Below are 23453 nucleotides of genomic sequence, written 5' to 3' on the forward strand. Positions count from 1 at the left end.
CGTAGCAATCAAGACCCGCGCGGAACCGCCCCAAGCGCGATGACGTTGGGCGGCATTGCACATGGGGGACTTCTGCGGTGGCGAATGGCGAAATGCGCGGCGCGGCTGCGAAGGACGACGACACTCCTCGGGATCCGTATCTCGATCATACCGAGCAGGGGGTGTCGGAACTGCGCAAGATCCGCCGCCTGATGCTGTGTACCTTCCTGCTGGCGATGTTCACCGCGACCTATTTCGCCCGCGACGTGCTCTTGCCGATCGTGCTGGCGATCCTGCTGACGCTGACCTTGCGCCCCGCCGTGCGCGGGCTGCAGCGGATCGGCATCCCGCCGGGGATCAGCGCGGTGCTCCTGATGCTGGCCATCGGGCTTGGCTTTGCCGTGGCGGGGTATTTCCTGTCGGGGCCGATCGGTCAGATGGCGGCGCGCGCACCGCAAATCGGCGCTGAGGTTCAGTTCAAGCTCGCCGGGCTGATGGATCGGCTGGCCTCGATCCGCGAGGTCGGCGCACAGGTGACGGAGATGGCCGACGCGGCCGGCGCCACCGAGGAAAAGATGGAGGTGGTGGTCGACCAGTCAGGCCCGATCCCCTCGGCGGTGGGCAGCGTCGCCTCGATCGGCTCCTCGCTGGTGGCGGCGATGATCCTGACGCTGTTCCTGCTGGCCTCGGGCGACTTCTATCATCGCCGCATCGTCGAAGCGTCGCCCAAGCTGCATGACAAGAAGCGCGCCCTGACCATCGTGCGCGACGTGGAAAAGCAGATCTCACGCTACCTTGGCGCGATCACAATCATCAATGCGGGTCTCGGCTTCGCGATCGGCATCGCGCTGTGGATCCTCGGGCTGCCGATGCCGCATGTCTGGGGCACGCTGGCGTTCCTTCTCAACTTCATGCCCTTCATCGGCGCGATCATCGGCACCGTCGCGGTCGGGGCCTTTGCATTGGTGTCGTTCGACACGGTGCCTTACGCGCTGCTGGCACCCTTGGCCTATTTCACGCTGACGGCGATCGAGGGCAACTTCGTCACGCCGATGCTGGTGGGCCGCAGGCTTGAGCTGAACATCGTGTCGGTCTTCGTGACGGTGGCGTTCTGGATCTGGCTCTGGGGCGTGCCGGGGGCGGTTCTGGCGGTACCGTTCCTCGTGGTGGTCAAGGCGGTCTGCGACAACGTCCCCTCGCTCCGCGCCTTTGGCGGATTCCTCTCCGGCGACCCGGCGATGAAAACCGAAGGTACCGATCCGGACCGTGGCGAAAAACACGCGACGCGCGCGGCCTGAGAGGCGCGCGGAGCCCATGCGTTTCCCGCCCGGCCCCGGTTTGACATCGGCGCGGGCCCCGGCCTAGGCTCTGCGCCGATGCCGGGGCCGGTCGAACAGGCCATCGGCCCAGGGAGACCATCGACATGACCTATACCCCGAGCCCCGACCGCTACGAGCGGATGGCTTATCGCCGCTGTGGCCGCTCCGGCCTCAAGCTGCCTGCCGTGAGCCTCGGGCTGTGGCACAATTTCGGCGACGACACGCCGCACCAGACCAAGCGTGAGATCTGCCAGACCGCCTTCGATCACGGCATCACGCATTTCGACCTCGCCAACAATTACGGCCCCGAGGCCGGTGCCGCCGAGACCGCCTTCGGAGAGATCCTGCGCACGGATTTCGCGGGCTACCGCGACGAGCTGATCATCTCCTCCAAGGCGGGTTACCGGATGTGGGACGGCCCCTATGGCGAGATGGGCAGCCGCAAATACCTGATCGCGTCCTGCGACCAGTCGCTCAAGCGGATGGGCCTCGATTACGTCGACATCTTCTATTCGCACCGCTTCGATCCCGAAACGCCGCTCGAGGAGACGATGGGCGCGCTCGACCACATCGTGCGCTCGGGCCGGGCGCTCTATGTCGGTATCAGCAGCTACAACTCCGAGCGCACCCGCGAGGCGGCGGCGATCCTCAAGGATCTCGGCACGCCCTGCGTGATCCACCAGCCGAGCTACAACATGCTCAACCGTTGGGTCGAGCGCGACGGCCTGAAGGACACGCTGAGGGATCTGGGCATCGGCTCCATCGCCTTCACGCCGCTGGCCCAAGGCATGCTGACCCGCAAGTATCTCGGCGGCATCCCCGAGGACAGCCGCGCCGCGCAGGACAAATCGCTGTTTCCGTCGATGCTCACCGAGAAGGCGATCGGCAACATCCGCAAGCTCAACGAGATCGCCGAGGCGCGCGGCCAGACGCTGGCGCAGATGGCCATCGCGTGGGTGCTGCGCGAGGGCGGCATCACGACGGCACTGATCGGCGCCTCCAAGCCGAGCCAGGTGATCGACTGCGCCGGGGCGGTAGGCAACCTCGATTTCAGCGCCGAGGAGCTGACCCTGATCGATGAATACGCCGACGAGGAACAGATCAACCTCTGGGCCAGCTCTGCCGAGATCGAAGGCTGAGACTGGCGGGGCACGGTGCCATGATCGTGCCCCGTCCATGCCTCCTTTGTGGCACCCGGAGCGGTCAGAATGGCTGGACCACGACCGAATCCCGGGGGCCCCGCCATGGATGACCTGCCACTGATCCTCGCCGCGCCTTTGATGGCGGTGATGCTCTGGACCGATTTGCGCCATATGCGGATTTCCAACAGGCTCGTCGGTGCGGTGGCCGCCCTTGGCATCGGCTGCGCCGTTGCAGGGCTGATGCCCGATCTCGGGGCGCGCCTGATCGCGGGCGGCGTCGTCTTCGCGATCGGGATCGCCCTGTTCACGCTCGGCATGATGGGGGGGGGCGACGTGAAGATGCTCGCCGTGCTGGTGCCGCTGGTGCCGCCGCAGGATCTTCCGGTCTTCACGATGCTGCTCGCCGCAACGATGCTCTCGGGCGCACTGCTGCTCGCGGGGGTGCGCCGTGCCGTGGGCGGACCCGATTCGGCTTGGGTCAGTTTGCGTATGCGTGGCCGCTACCCGCTCGGCGTGTCGATCGCCGCCGCGGCGATGATCCTGCCGCTCGGGATCTGAGCGGACCGGACCGTCCTGCGACGTGTCATGGCATGACGATCGGGCGGCCGGCGCCTCGTATCTCTCTTGCGGTATCGGCCGCCACGGGCGTCGGGCGGGACCACCTTTTCCCCGCGCGCGATCTGCGGCAGGAATGGCGTGACCACCCCGAACACGCCATTCCGGAGACGACATGCCCGATCCCAAGCCAGAGGCGCTCGACTTCCTGCTGACGCGCCGCTCCCGCCCGGCCAAGACGCTGACCACGCCCGCGCCGAGCCGCGAGGAGTTGCGCCCGCTGCTCACTGCGGCGCTGCGCGTGCCCGATCACGGCAAGCTGGAGCCGTGGCGGCTCATCGTGTTGGAAAAGCCTGCCCTGACGCGGCTGGCGGCGCTGGTGCCCGCGCGGGCCGAGGCGCTCGGCATAGATGAGAGCAAGCGCGAGAAAGCGGTGGCACAGTTCCGCGACGCCGACCTCGTGGTGGCGGTGATCTGCGCCCCCAAAACGAGCGACAAGGTGCCCGAGATCGAGCAGGTCCAATCCGCCGCCTGCGTCTGTCTGTCGCTCCTGAACGCCGCTCTGGCGGCGGGCTGGGGGGCGAACTGGCTTTCGGGCTGGGCCAGCCATGACGAGGCTTTCTGCCGCGAGGGGCTGGGATTGCGGAGCGGCGAAAGCATCGCAGGTCTCATCCATATCGGCACCGAGACCACGGCCGCGCCCGAGCGGCCGCGTCCCGATCTGGACGCGCTGACAGAGTGGCGCGAGGCATGATCCTGTCGGATTTCATGCGCGCCTTGGCGCAGATGTTCGACCCGCGCTTTCGCCGGGTGCTCTGGCTCGGCATCGGTCTGTCGGCGGCGCTTCTCGTGGGCCTCTATGCGGGGCTTCTGGCGCTGGTCGGGGTCTTTGCGCCCGAGCATGTGACGCTGCCGCTGATCGGCGAGGTCGCGTGGATCGACGACGCGCTGGGCTGGGGCTCGCTTCTGCTGATGCTCGGGCTGTCGGTGTTCCTGATGCTGCCCGTGGCGTCGATGATGAGCGGTTTCTTCCTCGAAGAGGTGGCGGGTGCGGTCGAGGCGCGGCATTATCCCGGCCTGCCGCCCGCCCGCGCGGTTCCCATCGCCGATCAGATCCGCGACACACTAGCCTTTTTGGCGGTGCTGGTGCTCGTGAATATCGCGGCTTTCGCCGCGAGCCTCGCCTTTCCGCCCGCCGCGCCGTTCCTGTTCTACGGTGTGAATGGCTGGCTACTCGGACGTGAATATTTTCAGGTCGCGGCGATGCGGCGCGAGGGGCGGGCCGGGGCGCGCACCATGCGAAAGCGTCATCCGCTGCGGATCTGGGGTGCGGGCTGCCTGATGGCGGTGCCTTTGACGGTGCCGGTGGTGAACCTGCTGGTGCCGGTGCTTGGTGCTGCCACCTTCACCCATCTCTACCACCGGCTGGCGGGGCGGCGGCCTACTCGCCGCTGAGGAGCGGGCCACTGGCGGGGGCCATGCGGTCGAACACGTCGATGTCGCGCACCGTGACGCCGCCCCACAGGATGAAGGCCGTGAGCGCGGCCCAGATCGGCACCGCCCAGAGAGAGGTGAGCCTGACCTTGCGGCCAAGCCGGAAGTCGGCAGGGGCCGAGGCATGGGTGCCGGGCACGGTCTCGCCCGCGTCGCCTTGGGTCACGAGGCGCAGCGGCAGCACGATGAAGAACACCATGAACCATGTCACGGCAAAGAGCACGAAGGCGGCGGTGATGGTCATGGGCGTCTCCTCAGACCTGTTCGATCTCGATCAGGCAGCCGTCGAAATCCTTGGGGTGCAGGAACAGCACCGGCTTGCCATGCGCGCCGATCTTGGGCGCGCCATCGCCCAGCACCCGCGCGCCTGTCTGTACCAGCCGGTCGCGGGCGGCATGGATGTCCTCCACCTCGTAGCAGACATGATGCATGCCGCCCGAGGGGGATTTGGCCAGAAATGCCGCGATGGACGAGGCGTCGCCCAAGGGTTCCAGAAGTTCGATCTTGGTGTTGGGCAGTTCCACGAAGACGACGCGGACGCCGTGATCGGGCAGGTCCTGCGGCGCGCTGACCCGCGCGCCCAGCGGCCCGGCATAGCGCGCGGCGGCGGCGGCGAGGTCCGGCACGGCGATGGCGACGTGGTTAAGGCGGCCGATCATCGGAGGACTCCATAGGTCATGGCGCTGATATGGCGGCTCGGACCGCGGGGTGCAACCGCGCGGATCGTCGCGGCTTAAGACCTGATTTACCACTGCGGTCCAGTATCGGGGCGAGGGTCGACTTGGCCCCCGAACTGGCAGGAGGCTTCGATGCCCATCAATGTCGCCTTTCCCGGCACCCGCGCGCCCACCATGGACCGCCCCCTGCTGGGGCTGACCGTGCTGCTGGTCGAGGACAGCCGCTTCGCCTGCGAGGCAATGCGGCTTTTATGTCTGCGCTCGGGGGCGCGCATCCGCCGCGCCGACAGCCTGCACAACGCGCGGCGCCATCTGCGGGTTTACCGCCCCGATGCGGTGATCGCCGATCTGGGCCTGCCCGACGGTTCGGGGATCGAGCTGATCATCGAATTGGCGCAGGCGAACCCGCGCATCGACATATTGCTCGCCACCTCGGGCGACCCCGACGGGGAGGGGCCCGCGCTGGAGGCCGGAGCGGACGGCTTCATCGCCAAGCCGATCGCCCGGCTGGGCGAGTTTCAGGAGGCGCTTCTGGCGCATGTCCCCGCTGAGCGGCAGCCCGATGGGCCGCGCCTTCTCCCGCAGGAGGAGATCGCGCCTGACCGGGTGGCGTTGCGCGACGACCTTTCATTGGCGGCGCAACTGCTGCGCAGCGGCTGGCCCGCGGAGCGTGAGATCGCCTATGTGGCGCAGTTTCTCGGTGGCGTGGCGCAAAGCGCCGGCGACACGGCGCTGTTCGAGGCGGCCGAGGCCGTGATGACGGCCCGCGGGCAGGGGGGCGCCGGTCCGGCGGTCGACCGGCTGGCCGCGCTGGTCGAGGGGCGGCTGGCCGAGCCTGCGCCGCTCTAGCCCAGCAGGCCCGGATCGGCCCCGAGATCCAGCCCGGGAAAAACCCCGCCCTCGATCGCCGCCCGGTCGAGCCCGAACAGCCCGCGCATGACCCATCCCGCATGGGCACGCAGATCACGCGTCGGCATGAGGTCGCGCCGGTCGTAGAGATCGGCCTCGGTCAGGCCCGGCCAGTCGCCCAGCACCCGGCCGCCCCGCAGCGCGCCGCCCGCGTAGAGCATCGCACCGCCGGTGCCATGATCGGTGCCGCCGGTGCCGTTCTCGCGCGCGGTGCGACCGAACTCGGTCACGCAAAGCACCGCCGTCCTGTCCCAAGCGGTCCCGAGTCCCGCCTCTAGCGTCAGCAGCGTGTCGCTCAGCCGCTCCAGCGCCCGGCCAAGCCCCGCCGACTGACCCTCATGCGTGTCCCAGCCATTGATCGAAAAGCTGGCGATGCGGCTGTCGCCGCACAGCCGCGAGGCCGCGAACTCGGCCAGACGGACGTGATCACCACGCAGCCCGCCGCCGCCAGCCATCCCGCCATCGCCCGCCTCGTCCTCGGCGGCGAGCGAATCGACGATGTCCATCGCCTGCGCCGTGGTGTCGCGAAACAGCGGATCCTCGTGGTGGACGAGTTCGAGCAGCCGCCGCCCTTGCGGCGTCAGGCGCAGCCGCGTCTCAGGGGCCCATCGCGCCGCTGCGGCGCGACCCGACAGGATCAGCATTTCCTCCCGGCCGATCGCATAGGCGGTCTCGGCCGACAGGCCCGGCACGGTCTGCAGCATGCGATTGAGCCAGCCCTCGGTGCCCGCGGCGCCGGGGGTGCCGGCTTCGAGCATGTCCTGCCCATCGAAATGGCTGCGCTTGTCGCGGTAAGGGGTGGAGACGGCATGCACCGCGCCGAACTCGCCTCTGGCCCACATCGGGGCCAGCCGGTCGAGGCCTTGGTGAAAGGCGAAGAAGCTTGCGTCGATCGCGCCCGGCGCGGCCTTGCCCATGAGGGTCGGGCGCAGCGCCGCCAGCGCCGGATCGCCCACCGCGCGCACCACGTCGAGCCCGTCCATCGCGCCGCGCAGCACGATCACCACCAGCCTGTTGTCCCAAGGGGCGCTGGCGAAGGCCATGGGCGTCAGCAGCGGGCTCGCCGCCGCCGAGCAGCCCAGCGCGAGTCCGCCGCGCAACAGCTCGCGCCTGTCGATCCGGGTCATGCGGTCATCTCCTTTGGAAGGCGGGGCTGGTCAGCACCACGCCGATCGCCTCGCCACGGCTTTCGGCGGCGCGCGCGGCAAAGGCCACCGTCTCGGGCAGCGAGGGGCCGATCGCCGCACGGGCAAAGGCGCGGGGGTCCGGCAAGTCGTCCAGCACCCGTTCAGGCACGGTCATCGCCCAGTCGATCCGGGCGGCCATGTTGGGCGGGGTGATCCAGGCCTCGGCGCGCTCGGGCCAGCCGTCGGGGCCCAAGGGGTGCTCCCAGTTCTGGCCCATCGCCGCGAGCGGCCTGCGAAACAGCCCTCGCGCTCCGGGTTTGCCGGGGGTCAGGATCGTCTCGGGCGGCACGGCGAGCGCGCGCAGCGCCGTCTGGATGAAATCGAAGGGCGGCTTGACCTTGCGCGCCTCCGCATCCCATGCCCGCGGATGTTCGAGCAACACGGTCGTGACGACGAAGAGATCGCCGCCTCTGTCGCGCCACGCGGTCTCGAGGCCCGTGACGAGGGCCGGGTCGGGATCGTCGGCCACGAAATGGACGGCGAGCTTGTGCGCGATATGGCGCGCCGTGGCCGGATGACGGGCGAGCATGCGCAGCGCCTCGCGGATCGTGTCGAAGCTGGCGCGGTCGGAAAAGCTGGTGCCGAGAAGGGTCTCGGCCCCCGGCTCGGCGCGCTCGGGCCGGTATTCCATGCCGCGCTCGATGGTCCAGCCCAGCCCGGTGAGCAGCTCGGCCAGCTCGCGCACATCCTTCTGGTCATAGGGCCCATTGACCCCCACGGTGTGCAGCTCCAGCAGCTCGCGCGCGAGGTTTTCGTTGAGGCCGCCGCCGCGGCGTCGTCCCGCCGGGCTGTTGGGACCGATCGAGCGGCTCTGGTCGAGATAGGCCAGCATCATCGGATGGGTCGTGACGGCGATGAGCATGTCCTCGAACCGGGCTGCGACATGGGGCCGGATCGTCTCCTCGACGAAGGGGGTGACGAGATGCTGGCCGCGCTGGCCTTGGGCCACCACGGTGAAATGGTCGGCCCAGAACCGGACCAGACGTTCGCGCAAGCCCCCCTCGGGGGCCGCCACGCCACGCGCGAGGGTGGTGGCGAAGTTGCGCAGCGCCACCTCGCGCGCGGTGACGCGCATTGCGTCATAGGCGTCGCGGGTCGGCTTTTCCTGCGCCGTGCCCCGCGCCTTGCGCCAGGCCGTGGCCGTGGCCCGCCATTCCGCGAGGGTGGGGCGCGCCTCGCCATAGGGGGCGATCGGCAGTTGGCGCCCGATTTCGTCCACGCCGCCGAGGGGGCGCAGCATTGCGGCGACGCTGTCGGGCGGGGGCAGCAGGGGCGACAGGCCGGTTCCGAACCGGATGGCGGCGCGATCGGGGTCGAAGGGCACGGCGAATCCTCCTGGCTACCTCGGTCATATAAGCCGCGGCAAAGCGCCTCGTGAGCCCCGCCGCGGCACCGTGGCGGGAAACCGCCTCAGTAGTCGCGCTCGAAGAAGATCCCGAGACTGGTCTCGCCGTCGCTGGTCACGCTGCCTTGCGCCTTGATGTCGTCGGTCACGTCGAGGTTGAGGTTGATCGAGGTCTGGTCGGTGCCGACGGTGACGTCGGTATAGACGTTGTCCGAGAGGTATTTGCCCGCCCGCACGGCGGGATTGCCGGTCTCGTCAGTGGTGATGTCGAGATCGTCGAGCCCGGTATCGGCGCGGAAATCATCGATCAGCCCGCCGCCGCCGGTGCCCGCCAGCGTGCCCACGGCGGCAGCGAGCTGCACCGCTTGAAGCGGGGTGATCGACGACAGGTCGCGCCCGAAGATGAGCTGCGCCAGAACCTCGTCCTGCGGCAGGTCGGGCGTCGATTCGAAGCGCACCTCGGGTTCGTTGGCCGGGCCTTCGACGATGATCCGCACGACGGTGCCCGTCGCCGTTTCCGTGGTGGCCACTAGACGGATGAAGGGACGGAAATCGCCTTGCAGAAAGGCGCCGCCTTCGTCGAGTTCGAACCGCTGCTGCAGGATGTCGAGACGGCCGCGGATCAGCTCGAACTGACCCACCGGGATCACCTGGTTGGTGTTACCGCCGATCTCCAACTCACCGCCCAATTCGGCGTCGAGGCCGCGGCCGCGAATGAAGATGCGCGAGGGCGCGCGGATCGTCACGTCGAGGCCGTAGCCGGGCCCTGCGGGGCCTTCGGTGGCCCCCGCCGTTTCGCCGATCTCGACCCCGGCGATGGTCAGCCCGGCGCGGTTCAGCGTCCGGCGCACCGCCTCGGGGGCGTTGACATGGCGCACTTCGGGCAGGCTGCCCAGCGCGCCGATGCCGGATGATGGCACCTGGATCTCGGTCGGCCCGAGCTCGACCAGCCCGGCGATCTGCGCCCCGCCGGTGAGGGGGCCGGTGACCGTCAGCCGCCCGTCGGCGGTAGTCTCGTAAAGTTCCGGGTCGCGCAGTTCGAGCCCGTCGAGGGTGATGACGAGGTTGGCGTCGTACCCCCCCGTGAGCGCGACAGGGCCGGTGATGCCGATCCGTCCGCCCTTTTCGAGAGCCGCCGACAGCGAGAGGTCGGCGCGGTCGCCCGAGAGTTGGATCGTGGTGTCGATGTCCTGCACGGTGAGCCCGACGGTCGGCACCGCCAGTTCGGCATCGGCGGTCGAGATCGTGCCGCGCACCGAGGAGAGCGCGGGCGGTCCCTCGACCGAGAGGTCGAACCGCGCGGTGCCGTCGAGGCGGCGCGGCGCGATCAGGTCGTTGACGAGGCCGAGTTGCGCCTGACCGGTCACGTCGAGATCGAGCGTGCCGTTCTGCAGGTAGCGGCCCGAGACGTCGGCGGAGGTGCCGCCGGGGCCGGTGGCCGAGACGTCGAGATCGAAATCGCCTGAGGCGCTGCGCGCGGCGGTGCCCGAGGCGGTGACCGGGCCGGAGAAGTCCGGGGTGAACAGGCCGATGTCGTTGAGACGGGCTTCGAAGGTGGCGCTTTGATTGGCGCCCGAGCCGGTGGCGTCGGCCTGCACGGCGAATGCCGGGAAGCGGATGTCGAGATCGCGCACCGCGATTTCGCTCGGCGCGTCGCGACTGAGCCGGGCGTCGATCGAGCCGGTGCCGTCGAGCAGCCGCGAAGCGGCCTCGACGCCGATATCGAGGTTGGACGCCTGACCGTCGATGGTCACGTCGAAGCGCGACAGGTCGGGCATCACGGTGCCCGCCGCGTCGAGATCGACGCTGCCACCCAGAGGGCGGCCCGCAAGCTGCGAGAAGGGCGCGAGCGAAGCCACGTCGGCCGAGACGCGGGCGGTGATCTCGCGGCCCTGCGCCTCGGGCGCGACGCGGCCGGTGGCGGCGATGTCGGTGCCCTGCGCGCGGCCCGTCACCTCGAAATCGATGCCGCCAGAGGCGTCGCCGGAGGCCTGTGCCGAAACGGTGGCGGGGCCGGACAGCCCCGGTGCGAAAGGCGCGATCTGCGCCAGTTCGATGTCGAAATCCCCCGTGGGCAGGCCGTCGGTCACGGTGGCCTCGCCCATGGCGCGGATCTGCGGGTTCACGAGGGTGAAGCGGGGCAGCGCGAAGTCCTGCGGCCCGGTGCGGATCGCCTGCGCGTCGAGCACGGTCTCGCCCGCGAGCAGCGGGTCGAGCTGCGTGATGCCGGTGGTCACATCCGAGGCAGTGCCGTCGAGCGTGACGTCGAAGCGCGACAGGTCCGCGCTCGCCGTGCCGGTGGCGGTGAGATCCACCGCGCCCGACAGCGGACGGCCCGCCAGCGTGCCGATGGGCGCGAGGTCGTCGATGTCGATGTCGAGGTCGAAATCGCCCGCGCCGTCGGCGATGGTGGCCGAGCCAGAGACGTTGAGTCCGTCGGAGGCGATCGCCAGATCCTCGACCAGCAGGTCCTCGGGGCCGGTGCGCCGGGCATGTCCCGAAAGCGTGAGTTCGCCGCCGAACAGCGCGTCGGCCTGCGCCGTGCCGGTGGCGAGGTTGGTGGCGCGCCCATCGAGGCTGACGTCGAAGGTAGAGGCGTCGAGCGCCGCCGTGCCGTTGGCCGAGAGCCGCGCCTCGCCCGCGAGCGGACGGTCGACGGCCTCGCCCACGGCGCCCAGATCGCGCGCGTCGAGATCAAGGTCGAAGCTGGCCTGCCCGTCGACCACTTCGGCGCGGCCGGTGGCGGCGACGGCGGGACCGTCGAGCTTGAGGTCCTCGACCGAGAAGCTCTGCGGCCCGGTGCGGGTGGCGTGACCCGAGAGGGTGACGCGGCCCGCCAGCAGCGGGTCGGCCTGCGCGATACCGGTGACGAGATCGGTGGTGACCGCGTCGAGCGTCACGTCAGCGCCGGAGCCGTCGGTCTGGGCGGTGCCCGAGGCGTAGAGCCGCGCGGCGCCCGAGATCGGCCGGTCGAGGGCCGCGCCCAAGGGGGTCAGGTCGGAGGCCTCGGCTTCGATGTCGAAGGTGGCGGTGGTGCCGTCGAGCGCAGCGTCGCCGGTGGCCTCGATCCACGGAGTCGAGAGGACGAGGTCCTCGACCGAGAAGGCCATTTCGCCGCTGCGTACCGCGTGGCCCGCGATTTCGACCCGGCCTATAAGCAGGGGGTCGGCCTGCGCGATGCCGGTGGTGACGTCGATGGCGGTGGCGTCGAGCGTGATGTCCGCCGTCGAGCCGTCGGTCTGCGCCGTGCCGGAGGCGTCGAGGCGCAGCGCGCCCGAGATCGGCCGATCGAGCGCCGCGCCCAGAGGCGCGAGGTTCGAAGCGTCAGCCTCGATGTCGAAGGTGGCGGTGCTGCCGTCGAGCGCGGCGTCGCCGGAGGCACGCACCCACGGGGCCGAGAGGACGAGATCCTCGACCGAGAAAGCCATCTCGCCGCTGCGCACGGCATGGCCCGCGATCTCGACCCGGCCCGCAAGCAGCGGGTCCGCCTGCGCGATGCCGGTGGTGACATCGGTGGCGGTTGCGTCGAGCGTGATGTCGGCTTCGGTTAGGTCGGTCTTCATCGTGCCCGAGGCCGAAAGCTCGACCGCGCCCGAAAGCGGCCTGTCGATCGCCTCGCCCACGGGGGCAAGGTCGCTGGCGCGGGCGGTGACGTCGAACACCGCGCGGTCGCCGTTCAACTCGGCCCGGCCCGTGGCGGCGAGGGTCTGCGAGGTCAGGTCGAGGTTCTCGACGCGGAAGCTCTCGGGGCCGGAGCGCGCGGCGCGGCCCGACAGCGCCACCTGACCGCGCAGCAGCGGGTCGGCCTGCGGCACGCCGGTAACGAGGTCGGTGGTGTCCGCGTCGACCACCAGATCGAAGGTCGAGGCGTCGGAGGCGAGCGTGCCTTGGGCCTTGAAGGCGGCAGCGCCGGAAAGATCGCGCCCGGCGATGGTCGAAAAGGGCGCCACGTCGCGCAGATCGGCGGTCACGTCGAGCGTGACCTGCCCGCCATCCTCTTCGGAAGCCTGCGTGGCGTCGATCTCGGCGCGGCCATTGGGCAGCGTGGCCACGACATCGGCGGTGGTGACACCCGCCGCGTCGCGCATGGCGGTTCCCCTGAGGCTGGCCGGGCCGGTGACCCCGTCGAGCGCGAGCCCCGCATCGGCGACCTCTACGTCGAAGGTGGCCGAGCTTGCGCCGGAGGTGATGTCGGCCTGCGCCGTCGCGGTCATTTCGGGCGTGGCGATGCGCAGGGTTTCGACTCTTGTGCCGGTTTCGTCGCGCGCGGCGGCGAGAGCGATCTCGCCGGTGCCGCCGATATAGGGGTCGAGCGGCTCGATTCCGAGCGCGAGATCCTGCGTCGTGCCCGACAGGGTCAGATCGAAGATGCCGTCGAGCGGCCGGATCGTGCTGTCGATATCGAGATCGGCGGCCCCGGCGATGTCGAGCCCGGTGAGGCCCGAGAACCGCTCGAGCCGGTCTGCGGCGAGCCGCAGGGTCGAGGTGGTCTCGAAGCCGTTCTCGGAGCCCGCGACGGTGCCTTCGGCGTTCAGGGCGATGCCGGGGCCGTCGAGGGTGATGCGGTCGATGGTGACCGGGCCGTCGCCGTCACGCTCAAGCACGATGTCGCCGCCGATCTGCTCGCCAAGCGCTTCCGCGAGGTTCTCGTCGTCGAACTGCAGCCCGCGCGCGGTGTAGTCGACATCGGCGGTGAACAGGCTCGGCGCGGCGTCGCTTTTGCGCACGATGACGCCGCCGCCCTGAACGGTGAGCTGGGGGATCGTCAGGCCGGGGCGGACGAACTCCTGCGCGGTGAGGTCGATCACCCACTGGTCGCCGGTGCTGGCGTCGAACTGCAGCGCGAGGGCCGCGCGCTGGAGCCGGGTCTCGCCGCCCGCGACGGGCAGGGTGACGGCGCTGTCATCGGTATTGGCGATCTCGCCCGTCAGGTCGAACCGCTCGGGCCAGCCATCGGCACCGATGCGGGCCGAGCCCTCGAGGCTGAGCGCACGGGCGTCGATGTCGAGCGCCGTGAGCGCCAGCGCGCCATCGGCCTCGCGCGAACCGCTGATCACCAGCGAGACGTCGGGGCCGAAAAATTCGTTGTAGTCAGGCGCGATGAGCGGTGTCACATCGCCGCTTACGTCGAGCGAGAAGGCCAGCGGCGCGGTGCCGCCCTCGGGCGCCTCGCCGCGATCAAGCGCGAAGCTGCCGGCGATGCGGCGTTGATTGTTGGTGTCGAGCGTGATGTCCGCGTCGAAATTGTCGATCGGACCGGTGCCCTCGACATTCAGCGCCACCGAGGGGCGCCCGGGCAGGTCGAGGATGCGCGCGACGAGCCCGTTCTCGGCCTCGTTCAGCGCCAGCGTGAGATCGAGCAGGCGGTCGTCGTTGGAGTAGCTGCCCGAGAGTTCGAACCGCCCGGCGCGCTCGCCCAGACGCTCGGCCACGAGCTGCGCCTCGCCCTCGCCATCCGCAAGCTGGGCCGAGCCCTGTAGCGTGAGCGCGATCTCCTCGTCGAGAAAGGCTTCGCCCAGCACCAGCCGGTCGATCGCCAGATCGTCGAGCCGGATCGACACCGGAAGTTCGGGGAGCGAGAAGGGGCTGGCCTCGGCGGCGGGGGCCTCGGGGTCGGCCATCGGCGGCCGGGTGAGCTCGATCAGCTCAGCCGACAGCTCCTCGACCTCAAGCCGTCCGCGCAGCAGCGCCGAGCGATTCCAGTCGAGCACGAGGTTCTCGGCCCTGAGCCAGACGCCGTCCTCATCGGCGATGGTCATGACTTCGATGCTCGCGGTGGAGCTGAGCGCGCCTTGAAATCCGGTGATGATCACCTCACGCCCCGCGCCCGAGAGGTTGTCCTCGATCAGCCCGGCGAGAAAGCCGCGGTCCCGCTCGGCCTGCTCCTGCGCAGGCAGCATGGTGGGCGCGACGGTGGCGATGGAAATGGCGGCGGCGCGGGAGAGCTGCTTCAAAACGACTGTCCTATTCCGATATAGACCTGGACGCTTTCATAGGCGTCGTTGCCGGTGACAGGGGTGGCCACATCGAGCCGGATCGGGCCGATCGGCGTGGTATAGCGGATGCCCGCGCCGGCGCCGGCCTGATAATCGCCCGAGCCGTCAGGGATGCCGTCGGCCTCGACATAGCCGATGTCATAGAAGCCGACGGCGCCGATCTTTTCGGTGACGCCGAACCGCGCTTCGATCTGGGCCGCAGCAAAGCTCTTGCCGCCCGAGCGGATCTCGACCGGTCCCTCGCCGAAGTCGCGCGTGTAGGTGACGCCGAGCGACTGGTAGTCATGCCCGCGCACCGTGCCGCCGCCGCCCGAATAGAACAGGAAGTCGGCGGGCGTCTCGGTGAGGCTCGAGCCCAGAACCGAGCCGATCTGACCGCGCACGGCCAGGGTCAGGCGCTCCGATCCGCCAAAGCTGCGATAGGCGCGGTTGTCGACATAGAGGCGCAACCCGTCATCGGTGCCGGTCACGCCGAGGAATGGCGTCACCTCGGCGTCGATGAAATAGCCGTTCTTGGCGTCTAGCGGCACGTCGCGCCGATCGAGCGTGGCGTCGAGCGGCAGCGTCAGCAGCGTGTAGTCGCGCACCCGCGCGTCTGTCTCCTCGCGGGCCGTCAGGATGCCGATCGCGGCCGAATAGGTCAGCGTGTCGTTCACATAGCGCGACAGGCCGATCTCGGCGCTGAACTGATCGAGCGTGTAGTCGATCTCGTTCTCGTGCTTCAACTCGGCCTCGGCAAAGAGATCGACATCGGCGCGGAAGGTGGCGGGGCGGTTGAAGCTGGTGCCGAGCCGGTAATCGGCACCGCCCGAACCGGTGACGCCGGGCACTTCGCCCTCGATGCCCGAGATCTCGCCCTCGATCCGCAGCCGCTCGGCCCCGCCGAGCAGGTTGCGATGCAGCCAGAAGGCCGAGAGGCCAAGGCCCTCCACCGTCGAGATCTCGGCGCCGAAGCCGATGCGGCGCGGCTTGGATTCGGTGATCGTCAACTCGAAGGGCAGGGTGTCGTTCGGCCCGATCTCCTCGCTCTCGATGAAGGCCACCGCGTCGAAGGCGCCGGTGCGGCGCAGCCGGGTGGCGGCGAAGTCGAGTGCTTCGGGGTCGTAGGTGCGTCCCACCGGCAGGTCGGCGATGGCGCGGATGCGCTCCTCGCGCACATCCTCGTTGCCGGTGACGGTAAGCGCGCCGAAACGCAGCTGCGGGCCGGGGGCGAGGGTGACGGCGGCGTCGAGCCGTTCGGTCAGGTGATCGGCCACGATCTCCTGTCCCGCCACCTCGGCCTTGGCAAAGCCCACCGCCTCCCATGCCTCGACGCCCGCGCGCGCGGCGGCGCGCACCGATTCGGCGCGCGCGGTCTCGCCCGTGGCAAAGCCCTCGGGCAACTCGGTGTCCGGGGCCAGGGGCGCGATTTCGGCGCGGCCGAATTCGAAGCGCGGGCCCTGGCTCACCCGGATCGCGATGTCGTCGATGCGCGCGGGCGCGTCGAGCGGGGCCAGCGCCGCGGCCTCCTGTCCGTTGACGAGGATCGAGATGGTGCCGCCGTAATAGCCTTCGGAATAAAGCCCGGTCAGCAGGCGGCGGTAATCGGCGCGGGCGGCGGCGACATAGTCCTGCGGGGTCGGGTCATCTTCATCCTTGAGCGCCACGAGCAGGGACGAGTTCTCAAGCACGCTTTCGAGGTCGTCATCGGCAACGTCGATCTCGAAGCGGACGTCCTGACCGAAGGCTGCGGATGTGGAGAGGGCAAGGACCGACAGGCCGGTCAGCACGGCAATATGGCGCAACTTCGATGTCCTCCCGGCGAACCGCTCTTTGTTCATGGCACGGTCTGGGCCGGGCCTTGACCCCATTGCTATCCTATCGGCACCGGGAGGCAACAGCCTGTTCCGACCCCATGATCAATTGTGATCGAAGGGGTCCGGTACGTATCCGACAGCGGCGAGATAGAGGCCGTGGGGCGGGCAGACCGGCCCGCATGCGGCCCGGTCGCGCGCTTCGAGCGCGGCGGTCACGTCGTCGGGTGTCCATGCCCCGGCGCCGACCCGCTCCAGTGTGCCGACGAAGCTGCGCACCTGATTGTGCAGGAAGGCGCGGGCTTTCACGTGAAACCGGATCTCGGGGCCGCTGGTCCCCTCGATGCGTTCCACGTCGAGCCGGTCGAGCGTGCGCAGCGGCGAGTTCGCCTGACAGATCGAGGAGCGGAAGGTGGTGAAGTCGTGCCGCCCGATGAGCCGGTCCGCCGCCGCCTGCATCGCGCCGGCCTCGAGCAGATGCGGCACCTGCCAAGCGAGGCCCTTGTCATGCGTGAGCGGCGCGCGGCGCATCACGAGGCGGAACAGGTACTGCCGCCATGTCGCCGAGAACCGGGCGTGAAAATCATCTGCCACGCGGGCACAGGCGGTGATGGCCACCGGCGCGGGCTTCAGGTGGAAGTTCAGCGCCTCGGAAAGACGGAACGGGTCCCATTCCTTGTCCATGTCGCAATGCGCGACCTGTCCGAGGCCGTGTACCCCGGCATCGGTGCGTCCGGCGGCGGCGATGGTGTGCTCGCGCTTTTCCAACCGCCCGAGCGCGGCCTCGATCGCGCCCTGCACCGAAGGGTGCTCGGACTGGCGCTGCCAGCCGGAGAAGGGCGTGCCGTGATATTCGACCTTGAGAGCATAGCGGGGCATGGCGCTGGGGGTAGCCTTGGGCGCATCACTTGGCAAGCGCGTGGTTCCTTTCACGATTTTGCGGATATGCAAATCCGCCACCCGGGCGCGCCCCCCTGTGCATCCCGGGCGCGCATGCCTATCTTGCCGGACGGAAGCGGGCAGGGAGCGGTGCATTGGTCATCGGGGCGATCACGGACAGCATCACGCGCGGCGTCGAGGGGGTCACGGACCGGCTGGTCGCGCCCTTCACCGATCCGGTGATCCGGCTGGGCGTCACGGGGCTGTCGCGGGCGGGCAAGACGGTGTTCATCACCTCGCTGGTGGCGAATCTGATGGATCGCGGGCGGATGCCGCAATTCGCCGCCGCGCCGCGCATCCTCGGCGCGGTGCTCAGGCCGCAGCCCGACGATACGGTGGCGCGGTTCGACTACGAGGGGCATCTGGCGCATCTGCTGGCGCCAGAACCCGAATGGCCCGAGGGCACGCGCCGGGTGAGCGAGCTGCGGCTGTCGCTGCGGGTGCAGCAGGGCGGGATGCTGGCGGGGGTGCAGGGCCCGCGCACCGTGCATCTCGACATCGTGGATTATCCCGGCGAATGGCTGCTCGATCTGGGCCTTCTGGAGAAGGACTATGCCACTTGGGCGCGCGAGGCGCTGGCACGGGCCGAGCGTCGGGCGGCGACGATGCCGCAGGCAGCGGCCTTCCTGAAGGCGGTCGGGGCCGTCGAGCCGGTCGCGCCCTTCGACGAGCCGCGTGCCAAGGCGCTGGCGCGGGCCTTCACCGACTATCTCAATGCCGCGCGAGAGGCGGGCTATTCGGACTGCACGCCGGGGCGGTTTTTGTTGCCGGGCGATCTCGAAGGCTCGCCGGTGCTGACCTTCGCGCCGCTGCCGGGCGGCGATACCCCGAAAGGCAGCCTCGGGCGCGAGGTGGAGCGGCGATACGAGGCTTACAAGCGCGAGGTGGTAAAGCCCTTCTTCCGCGATCATTTCTCGCGCATCGACCGGCAGGTGGTGCTGGTCGACGTGCTTTCGGCGATCCATGCCGGGCCGCAGGCGGTCGAGGATCTGCGCGCGGCGATGGCCGACATCCTGCGCGCCTTCCGCCCCGGTCGGAACGCCTTTCTGAGCCGGATCTTCCAAGGCCGCCGGATCGACCGCATTCTGTTCGCAGCCACCAAGGCGGACCACCTCCACCACACCGAGCACGCCAAGCTCGCCGCGATCACCGAGGCGTTGTTGCGCGACGCGCGCGACCGGGCCGATTTCGCCGGGGCCAAGACCCAGGCCATGTCGATCGCGGCGCTGCGCACGACCGTGGAGGACCGGGTGAGCCATGGCGGCGAGATGATCGACGTGGTGCGCGGCAAGCTGCTGGAGACGGGGCGTCAGGCGGCGCTGCATGCGGGCGCGCTTCCCGAAGACCCGTCGCATCTTCTGGCCCCGGCGCGGGCGGGGGCCGAGGCATGGCTCGATGGGGACTATTCGATCATGAATTTCGCGCCGGCGCGGCTGACGCTCAAGCCCGGCGAGGGGCCGCCGCATATCCGTCTCGACCGGGCGGCGGAGTTCCTGCTCGGCGACCGGCTGTGAGGAGACAGGCATGAGCGACGACAAGCGGCGCGGCCCGGTGGTGATCGACCTCGAAGAGGAGGCGACGCCGCATGTGACCCCCGCCACCGCGCCCCCGGTGCCCGAACCGGGCCTGCCGCAGGGGGCGGCGATGCAGCGCGTCGCCGTCATGGCAGCGCGGCCGCGTTCCAGGCTGGCGCGCTGGTTCTTTGCGGCGCTGGCCGCGCTGGTGGGCTTCATGCTCTCGGTGGCGGCGTGGTCCTGGGTGACGGGGCTTCTGGCGGCGAACCCGGTGCTGGGGATGATCGCCACGGTGCTGGTGGGGCTGGTGCTGGGCCTGCTTCTGGCGATCGCGGCCAAGGAGGCTTGGGCCTTTCGGCGACTGGCGCGGCTCGATCATATCCAGAGAGACGCGGCGGCGGCGCTGGGCGCGCAGGATCTCGGCCTCGCGAAATCGGTCTCGGCGCAAATGGTGGCGCTCTATGCGGGCCGGGGCGAACTGTTGCCGGGGCTCGCCAAGGTGAAGGCGCGCGAGGGCGACGTGTTCGACGCCGATGGCGTGTTGGGGCTGGCCGAGCGCGAGCTTCTGGCGCCGCTCGACGCCATGGCCGCGCGCGAGGTCGAGATGGCGGCGCGGCAGGTGGCGACGGTGACGGCGGTGGTGCCGCTGGCGCTCGCGGACGTGACGGCGGCGCTGACCTCGAACCTGCGGATGATCCGGCGCGTGGCCGAGATCTATGGCGGGCGGTCTGGCACTTTGGGCGCGTGGCGTCTCACTCGCTCGGTGCTGACCCATCTGGTGGCGACGGGGGCCGTGGCGGTGGGCGACGACCTCGTGGGCTCGGTCGCCGGCGGCGGCGTTCTGTCTCGCATCTCGCGCCGCTTTGGCGAAGGGGTGGTCAACGGCGCGCTGACCGCGCGGGTCGGCGTCGCCGTGATCGAGGTCTGTCGTCCGCTGCCGTTCCGCACGGTCGAGCGGCCATCGGTCTCGGGCCTCGTGGCGCGCGCGCTCACGGGGCTGTTCGGCGCGCGCGGCTAGAACAGCTTGGGCACGCCGCCGGGATGGGTGTCGCGCTCGGTCACGCCCGCGCGCAGGGTCCGCCCGATCCGGTGCGCCAGGTCCGACCACGCCGCTGCGGTCTCGGGCGGCAGCTCCTCGCGCAGCGTCATGTCGAACAGCGCCAGCCAAGGTGCGAACATGCCCGGCCGCACATCACGCGCGTCGCGATGCGCCGTGACCGGGCTGCCGCGATAGCCCGGCCTGCCGAGGATCGCGCTCTCCCAGAACGAGACGATGCGCGCCTCGTGTTCGGGCCAGTCGGCGACATGGCGGGCAAAGACCGGCCCGAGGCCGGGGTGGGCGCGCACCTGTTCGTAGAACCGCGCCACGACGCGGGCGATCTGCTCGGGGGTAACGTCGATGCGTGGCTCTGGCATGGGGCGGCTCCTTGAATCCTCTCATAATCCCGAATGCCGCGCGGGGGAAACCGTGCCGCGCTTTACCCGCCCCGAGCCTGCGCCTATAAGCGGCCCCATGATGGCTTTTCGTGTCCCGTTCACGCGAATTACCGGCCCGGCGCTCTGAGGATCAGGGCCGCCGGGACAAGGCGCATGAGCTGACGCCGCGCCGCCCTTCACCAGACATTCCGACACGACCGGACTTCGACAGGACCGAACAGCGATGTGCGCCGATACGCCCGAGACCCCCGATTACAAGGACACCCTGAACCTGCCGCGCACGGAGTTTCCGATGCGCGCAGGCCTGCCCAACCGCGAGCCGGGCTGGCTCGACCGCTGGGAACGGATCGGGGTCTATGATCGCCTGCGCGAGCGCGCCGAGGGGCGTCGACCCTTCACGCTGCATGACGGCCCGCCCTACGCCAACGGCAACCTGCATATCGGCCACGCGCTCAACAAGATCCTCAAGGATATGGTGGTGCGCTCCCAGCAGATGATGGGCCGCGACGCGCGCTATATCCCCGGCTGGGACTGCCATGGCCTGCCGATCGAGTGGAAGATCGAAGAGCAGTACCGCAAGAAGGGGCAGGACAAGGACAAGGTCGACGTGATCGACTTCCGTCAGGAATGCCGGAAGTTCGCCGAAGGCTGGGTCGATGTTCAGCGCGACGAGTTCAAGCGTCTCGGCATCACCGGCAAGTGGGAAAAGCCCTATCTGACGATGGACTTCCATGCCGAGCGGGTGATCGCCGAGGAATTCCAGAAATTCCTGATGAACGGCGTGCTCTACCAAGGCTCGAAGCCCGTGATGTGGTCGCCGGTCGAGAAAACCGCGCTGGCCGAGGCCGAGGTCGAGTATCACGACAAGGAAAGCTTCACGATCTGGGTGCGATTCCCGGTGCTGGGCTCGGACGATCCGCTCTTGCAGGGTGCGGATGTCGTGATCTGGACCACCACGCCTTGGACCATCCCCTCCAACAAGGGCGTGGTCTATCACCCCGACATCTCCTACGGCGTCTATCAGATCACTGGCGCGCCGGAGGACAACTGGGTCAAGACGGGCGACAAGCTGCTGCTCGCCGACAAGCTGGCCGAGGGCTGCCTTGGCAAGGCCCGCGTCGATGGCTGGGAGCGGATCGGCGACGCGCCATCGCTGGAAGGCCTGTCGGTTGCGCATCCCTTTGCCGGGATTGAGGGCAGCGAAGGCGAGTGGGACCAGCCGCGCGACTTCCGACCCGCGCCCTTCGTCACCGACGAGGACGGCACCGGCTTCGTGCATTGCGCACCGAGCCACGGCATGGACGAGTTCGAGCTGTACCGCGATGCGGGGATGCTGGCCGAGGTCATCACCTACAACGTCGAGGAGGATGGCTCCTTCCGCGCCGACCTGCCGCTTTTCGGGGGCAAGCGCATCCTCAAGCCCAATGGCAAGGAGGGCGACGCCAACACGGCCGTCATCGATGCGCTGGCGCAGTCGGGCAAGCTCTTTGCCCGCGGCAAGATCAAGCATTCCTACCCGCATAGCTGGCGCTCCAAGGCGCCGCTGATCTTCCGCAACACGCCGCAATGGTTCGCCGCGATCGATCGTGAGGTCGGCGACGGGCAGGACCAGTATGGCAAGACCATCCGCGAGCGCGCGCTGACTTCGATCGACGAGCTGGTGACATGGACGCCCAAGACCGGGCGCAACCGGCTGCATGCGATGATCGAGCAGCGTCCGGACTGGGTGCTGTCGCGCCAGCGCGCCTGGGGCGTGCCGCTGACCTGCTTCGTGAAGAAGGGCGCCAAGCCCACCGATCCGGACTTCCTGCTGCGCGACGAAGCCGTAAACGCCAGCATCCTCGAGGCCTTCGAGGCCGAGGGCGCGGATGCGTGGTACAAGGACGGCGCCAAGGCGCGTTTCTTGGGCGATGCCGTGAACCCGGACGATTATGTTCAGGTCTTCGACATTCTCGACGTGTGGTTCGATAGCGGCTCCACCCATGCCTTCGTGCTGCGCGACCGCGAGGACGGATCGGAGGATGGCCTGGCCGATCTCTACCTCGAGGGCACCGACCAGCATCGCGGCTGGTTCCACTCCTCGATGCTGCAATCCTGCGGCACCAAGGGGCGCGCGCCCTATCGCGGCGTGCTGACGCATGGCTTCACGCTCGACGAGAAGGGCATGAAGATGTCCAAGTCCTTGGGCAACACCGTCAGCCCCGCCGACGTGACCAAACAGTACGGCGCCGACATCCTGCGGCTTTGGGTGGCGCAGTCGGACTACACCGCCGATCTGCGGATCGGGCCCGAGATCCTCAAGGGTACCGCCGACGGCTATCGCCGGCTGCGCAACACCATGCGCTTCCTGTTGGGCTCGCTGGCGGACTTCTCCGAGGCGGACCGGGTCGAGGCGGCCGACATGCCCGAGCTGGAGCGTTGGGTACTGCACCGTCTGGCCGAGCTGGATCAGGCCGTGCGCGAGGGCTACGACGCCTATGACTTCCAAGGCGTGTTCCAGTCGGTCTTCACCTTCGCGACGGTGGAGCTGTCGGCCTTCTACTTCGATATCCGCAAGGACGCGCTCTACTGCGACGGCGACACCGCCCGCCGCCGCGCCGCGCGTACCGTGCTCGACCTGTTGTTCCACCGGCTGACGACATGGCTCGCGCCGATCCTCGTCTTTACGATGGAGGAGGTCTGGCTCGAACGGAATCCTGGCGACGCGGCTTCGGTGCATCTTACCGACATCCCCGAGACGCCGCAGGCGTGGCGCGACGAGGATCTGGCCGCGAAGTGGTCGGCGATCCGGCGGGTGCGTCGCGTGGTGACGGCGGCGCTCGAAGTGGTGCGGCGCGACAAGGTGATCGGTGCCTCGCTCGAGGCGGCGCCGGTGGTGCATGTGCGCGATCCCGAGACGCTGGCTGCGCTCAAGAGCGTGAACTTCGAGGATCTGTGCATCACTTCGGCGATCTACCTCACCAATGATCCGTCCCCGGCCGAGGCGTTCCGCCTGCCGGAGATCGATGGCGTGGGCGTGGTGTTCGAGGCGGCCGATGGCGAGAAATGCCAGCGTTGCTGGAAGATCCTGCCCGATGTCGGCACGCATGCGCATCCCGGAGTCTGCGCCCGCTGCGACGCGGCGCTGGCGTGACGATCGACCGGCGCCGCGCCTGCCGCGGCGTCGG

17 protein-coding genes are annotated in these 23453 nt (G+C 69.3%); 9 read left to right on the forward strand and 8 right to left on the reverse strand.

The features are described 5' to 3' along the window. The first annotated feature begins 77 nt into the window (after nt 1-77). From ACJASC_RS03615 to ACJASC_RS03635, 5 genes are all read left to right on the forward strand, one after another. Nucleotides 78-1277 (forward strand): AI-2E family transporter, encoded by a 1200-nt coding sequence (locus ACJASC_RS03615; RefSeq protein ID WP_415143614.1) that lies wholly within the window; start codon nt 78-80, stop codon nt 1275-1277. 125 nt (nt 1278-1402) lie between these two features. Beyond that, nucleotides 1403-2437 carry an L-glyceraldehyde 3-phosphate reductase gene (mgrA, locus tag ACJASC_RS03620; protein ID WP_415143616.1) on the forward strand — a complete coding sequence of 345 codons (1035 nt, stop codon included), beginning with the start codon at nt 1403-1405 and terminating at the stop codon, nt 2435-2437. Nucleotides 2438-2542: 105 nt separating this feature from the next. Beyond that, nucleotides 2543-2998: an A24 family peptidase gene (locus ACJASC_RS03625; protein ID WP_415143618.1), complete on the forward strand. Its 456-nt coding sequence runs from the start codon at nt 2543-2545 to the stop codon at nt 2996-2998. Nucleotides 2999-3170: 172 nt separating this feature from the next. Beyond that, entirely contained in the window at nt 3171-3749 is a 579-nt protein-coding gene (locus ACJASC_RS03630) for a nitroreductase family protein (RefSeq protein ID WP_415143620.1), read from the forward strand. Further along, a complete protein-coding gene (locus tag ACJASC_RS03635; RefSeq protein ID WP_415143622.1) occupies nt 3746-4450 on the forward strand; it encodes an EI24 domain-containing protein in 705 nt (234 codons plus the stop codon). Before ACJASC_RS03630 ends, ACJASC_RS03635 begins: the two co-directional genes overlap by 4 nt. Here the strand turns inward: ACJASC_RS03635 and ACJASC_RS03640 are convergent. Both ACJASC_RS03640 and mce read right to left on the reverse strand, forming a co-directional pair. After that, nucleotides 4437-4733, reverse strand: coding sequence for a DUF1467 family protein (locus tag ACJASC_RS03640; RefSeq protein ID WP_021693396.1), 297 nt, complete (start codon nt 4731-4733; stop codon nt 4437-4439). The genes ACJASC_RS03635 and ACJASC_RS03640 overlap by 14 nt on opposite strands. A 10-nt stretch (nt 4734-4743) precedes the next feature. Beyond that, complete coding sequence (mce, locus tag ACJASC_RS03645; RefSeq protein WP_021693395.1) at nt 4744-5148, reverse strand: methylmalonyl-CoA epimerase; 405 nt, start codon at nt 5146-5148, stop codon at nt 4744-4746. A 150-nt stretch (nt 5149-5298) separates the two neighbouring features. Here mce and ACJASC_RS03650 point away from each other — a divergent pair, with 150 nt between their 5' ends. After that, the gene (locus ACJASC_RS03650; protein ID WP_021693394.1) at nt 5299-6015 is read left to right on the forward strand and encodes a response regulator; all 717 of its coding nucleotides are present in this window, start codon (nt 5299-5301) and stop codon (nt 6013-6015) included. On the opposite strand, the gene ACJASC_RS03655 is transcribed toward ACJASC_RS03650, so the two are convergent. The 5 genes from ACJASC_RS03655 to truA all read right to left on the reverse strand — a co-directional run bounded on the left by ACJASC_RS03655 (nt 6012) and on the right by truA (nt 17275). Beyond that, complete coding sequence (locus tag ACJASC_RS03655) at nt 6012-7202, reverse strand: DUF1501 domain-containing protein (protein ID WP_415143625.1); 1191 nt, start codon at nt 7200-7202, stop codon at nt 6012-6014. The two genes, ACJASC_RS03650 and ACJASC_RS03655, sit on opposite strands and share 4 nt — an antisense overlap. Nucleotides 7203-7206: 4 nt before the next feature. Next, nucleotides 7207-8586, reverse strand: a complete 1380-nt coding sequence (locus ACJASC_RS03660; RefSeq protein ID WP_415143627.1) for a DUF1800 domain-containing protein — start codon at nt 8584-8586, stop codon at nt 7207-7209. Between the two features lie 86 nt (nt 8587-8672). Next, on the reverse strand, nt 8673-14561 hold the full coding sequence (locus ACJASC_RS03665) for a translocation/assembly module TamB domain-containing protein (RefSeq protein WP_415143629.1): 5889 nt from the start codon (nt 14559-14561) through the stop codon (nt 8673-8675). Beyond that, nucleotides 14558-16387 carry an autotransporter assembly complex protein TamA gene (locus ACJASC_RS03670; RefSeq protein WP_415143631.1) on the reverse strand — a complete coding sequence of 610 codons (1830 nt, stop codon included), beginning with the start codon at nt 16385-16387 and terminating at the stop codon, nt 14558-14560. The genes ACJASC_RS03665 and ACJASC_RS03670 overlap by 4 nt, the downstream gene beginning before the upstream one ends. Nucleotides 16388-16501: 114 nt before the next feature. Continuing rightward, on the reverse strand, nt 16502-17275 hold the full coding sequence (gene truA / locus ACJASC_RS03675) for a tRNA pseudouridine(38-40) synthase TruA (protein WP_415143633.1): 774 nt from the start codon (nt 17273-17275) through the stop codon (nt 16502-16504). 155 nt (nt 17276-17430) lie between these two features. On the opposite strand from truA, the gene ACJASC_RS03680 reads away from it, so the two are divergent. Both ACJASC_RS03680 and ACJASC_RS03685 read left to right on the forward strand, forming a co-directional pair. Further along, on the forward strand, nt 17431-18849 hold the full coding sequence (locus ACJASC_RS03680; protein WP_415143635.1) for a YcjX family GTP-binding protein: 1419 nt from the start codon (nt 17431-17433) through the stop codon (nt 18847-18849). Between the two features lie 10 nt (nt 18850-18859). Beyond that, complete coding sequence (locus ACJASC_RS03685) at nt 18860-19867, forward strand: YcjF family protein (RefSeq protein WP_415143637.1); 1008 nt, start codon at nt 18860-18862, stop codon at nt 19865-19867. On the opposite strand, the gene ACJASC_RS03690 is transcribed toward ACJASC_RS03685, so the two are convergent. Then, the gene (locus ACJASC_RS03690; RefSeq protein WP_415143639.1) at nt 19864-20265 is read right to left on the reverse strand and encodes a group III truncated hemoglobin; all 402 of its coding nucleotides are present in this window, start codon (nt 20263-20265) and stop codon (nt 19864-19866) included. The two genes, ACJASC_RS03685 and ACJASC_RS03690, sit on opposite strands and share 4 nt — an antisense overlap. A gap of 244 nt (nt 20266-20509) precedes the next feature. Here ACJASC_RS03690 and ileS point away from each other — a divergent pair, with 244 nt between their 5' ends. Continuing rightward, nucleotides 20510-23419: an isoleucine--tRNA ligase gene (ileS, locus tag ACJASC_RS03695; RefSeq protein ID WP_415143641.1), complete on the forward strand. Its 2910-nt coding sequence runs from the start codon at nt 20510-20512 to the stop codon at nt 23417-23419. Nucleotides 23420-23453 lie beyond the last annotated feature (34 nt).

This window comes from Limimaricola cinnabarinus, assembly GCF_047631075.1.
Lineage (GTDB): Bacteria > Pseudomonadota > Alphaproteobacteria > Rhodobacterales > Rhodobacteraceae > Limimaricola > Limimaricola cinnabarinus.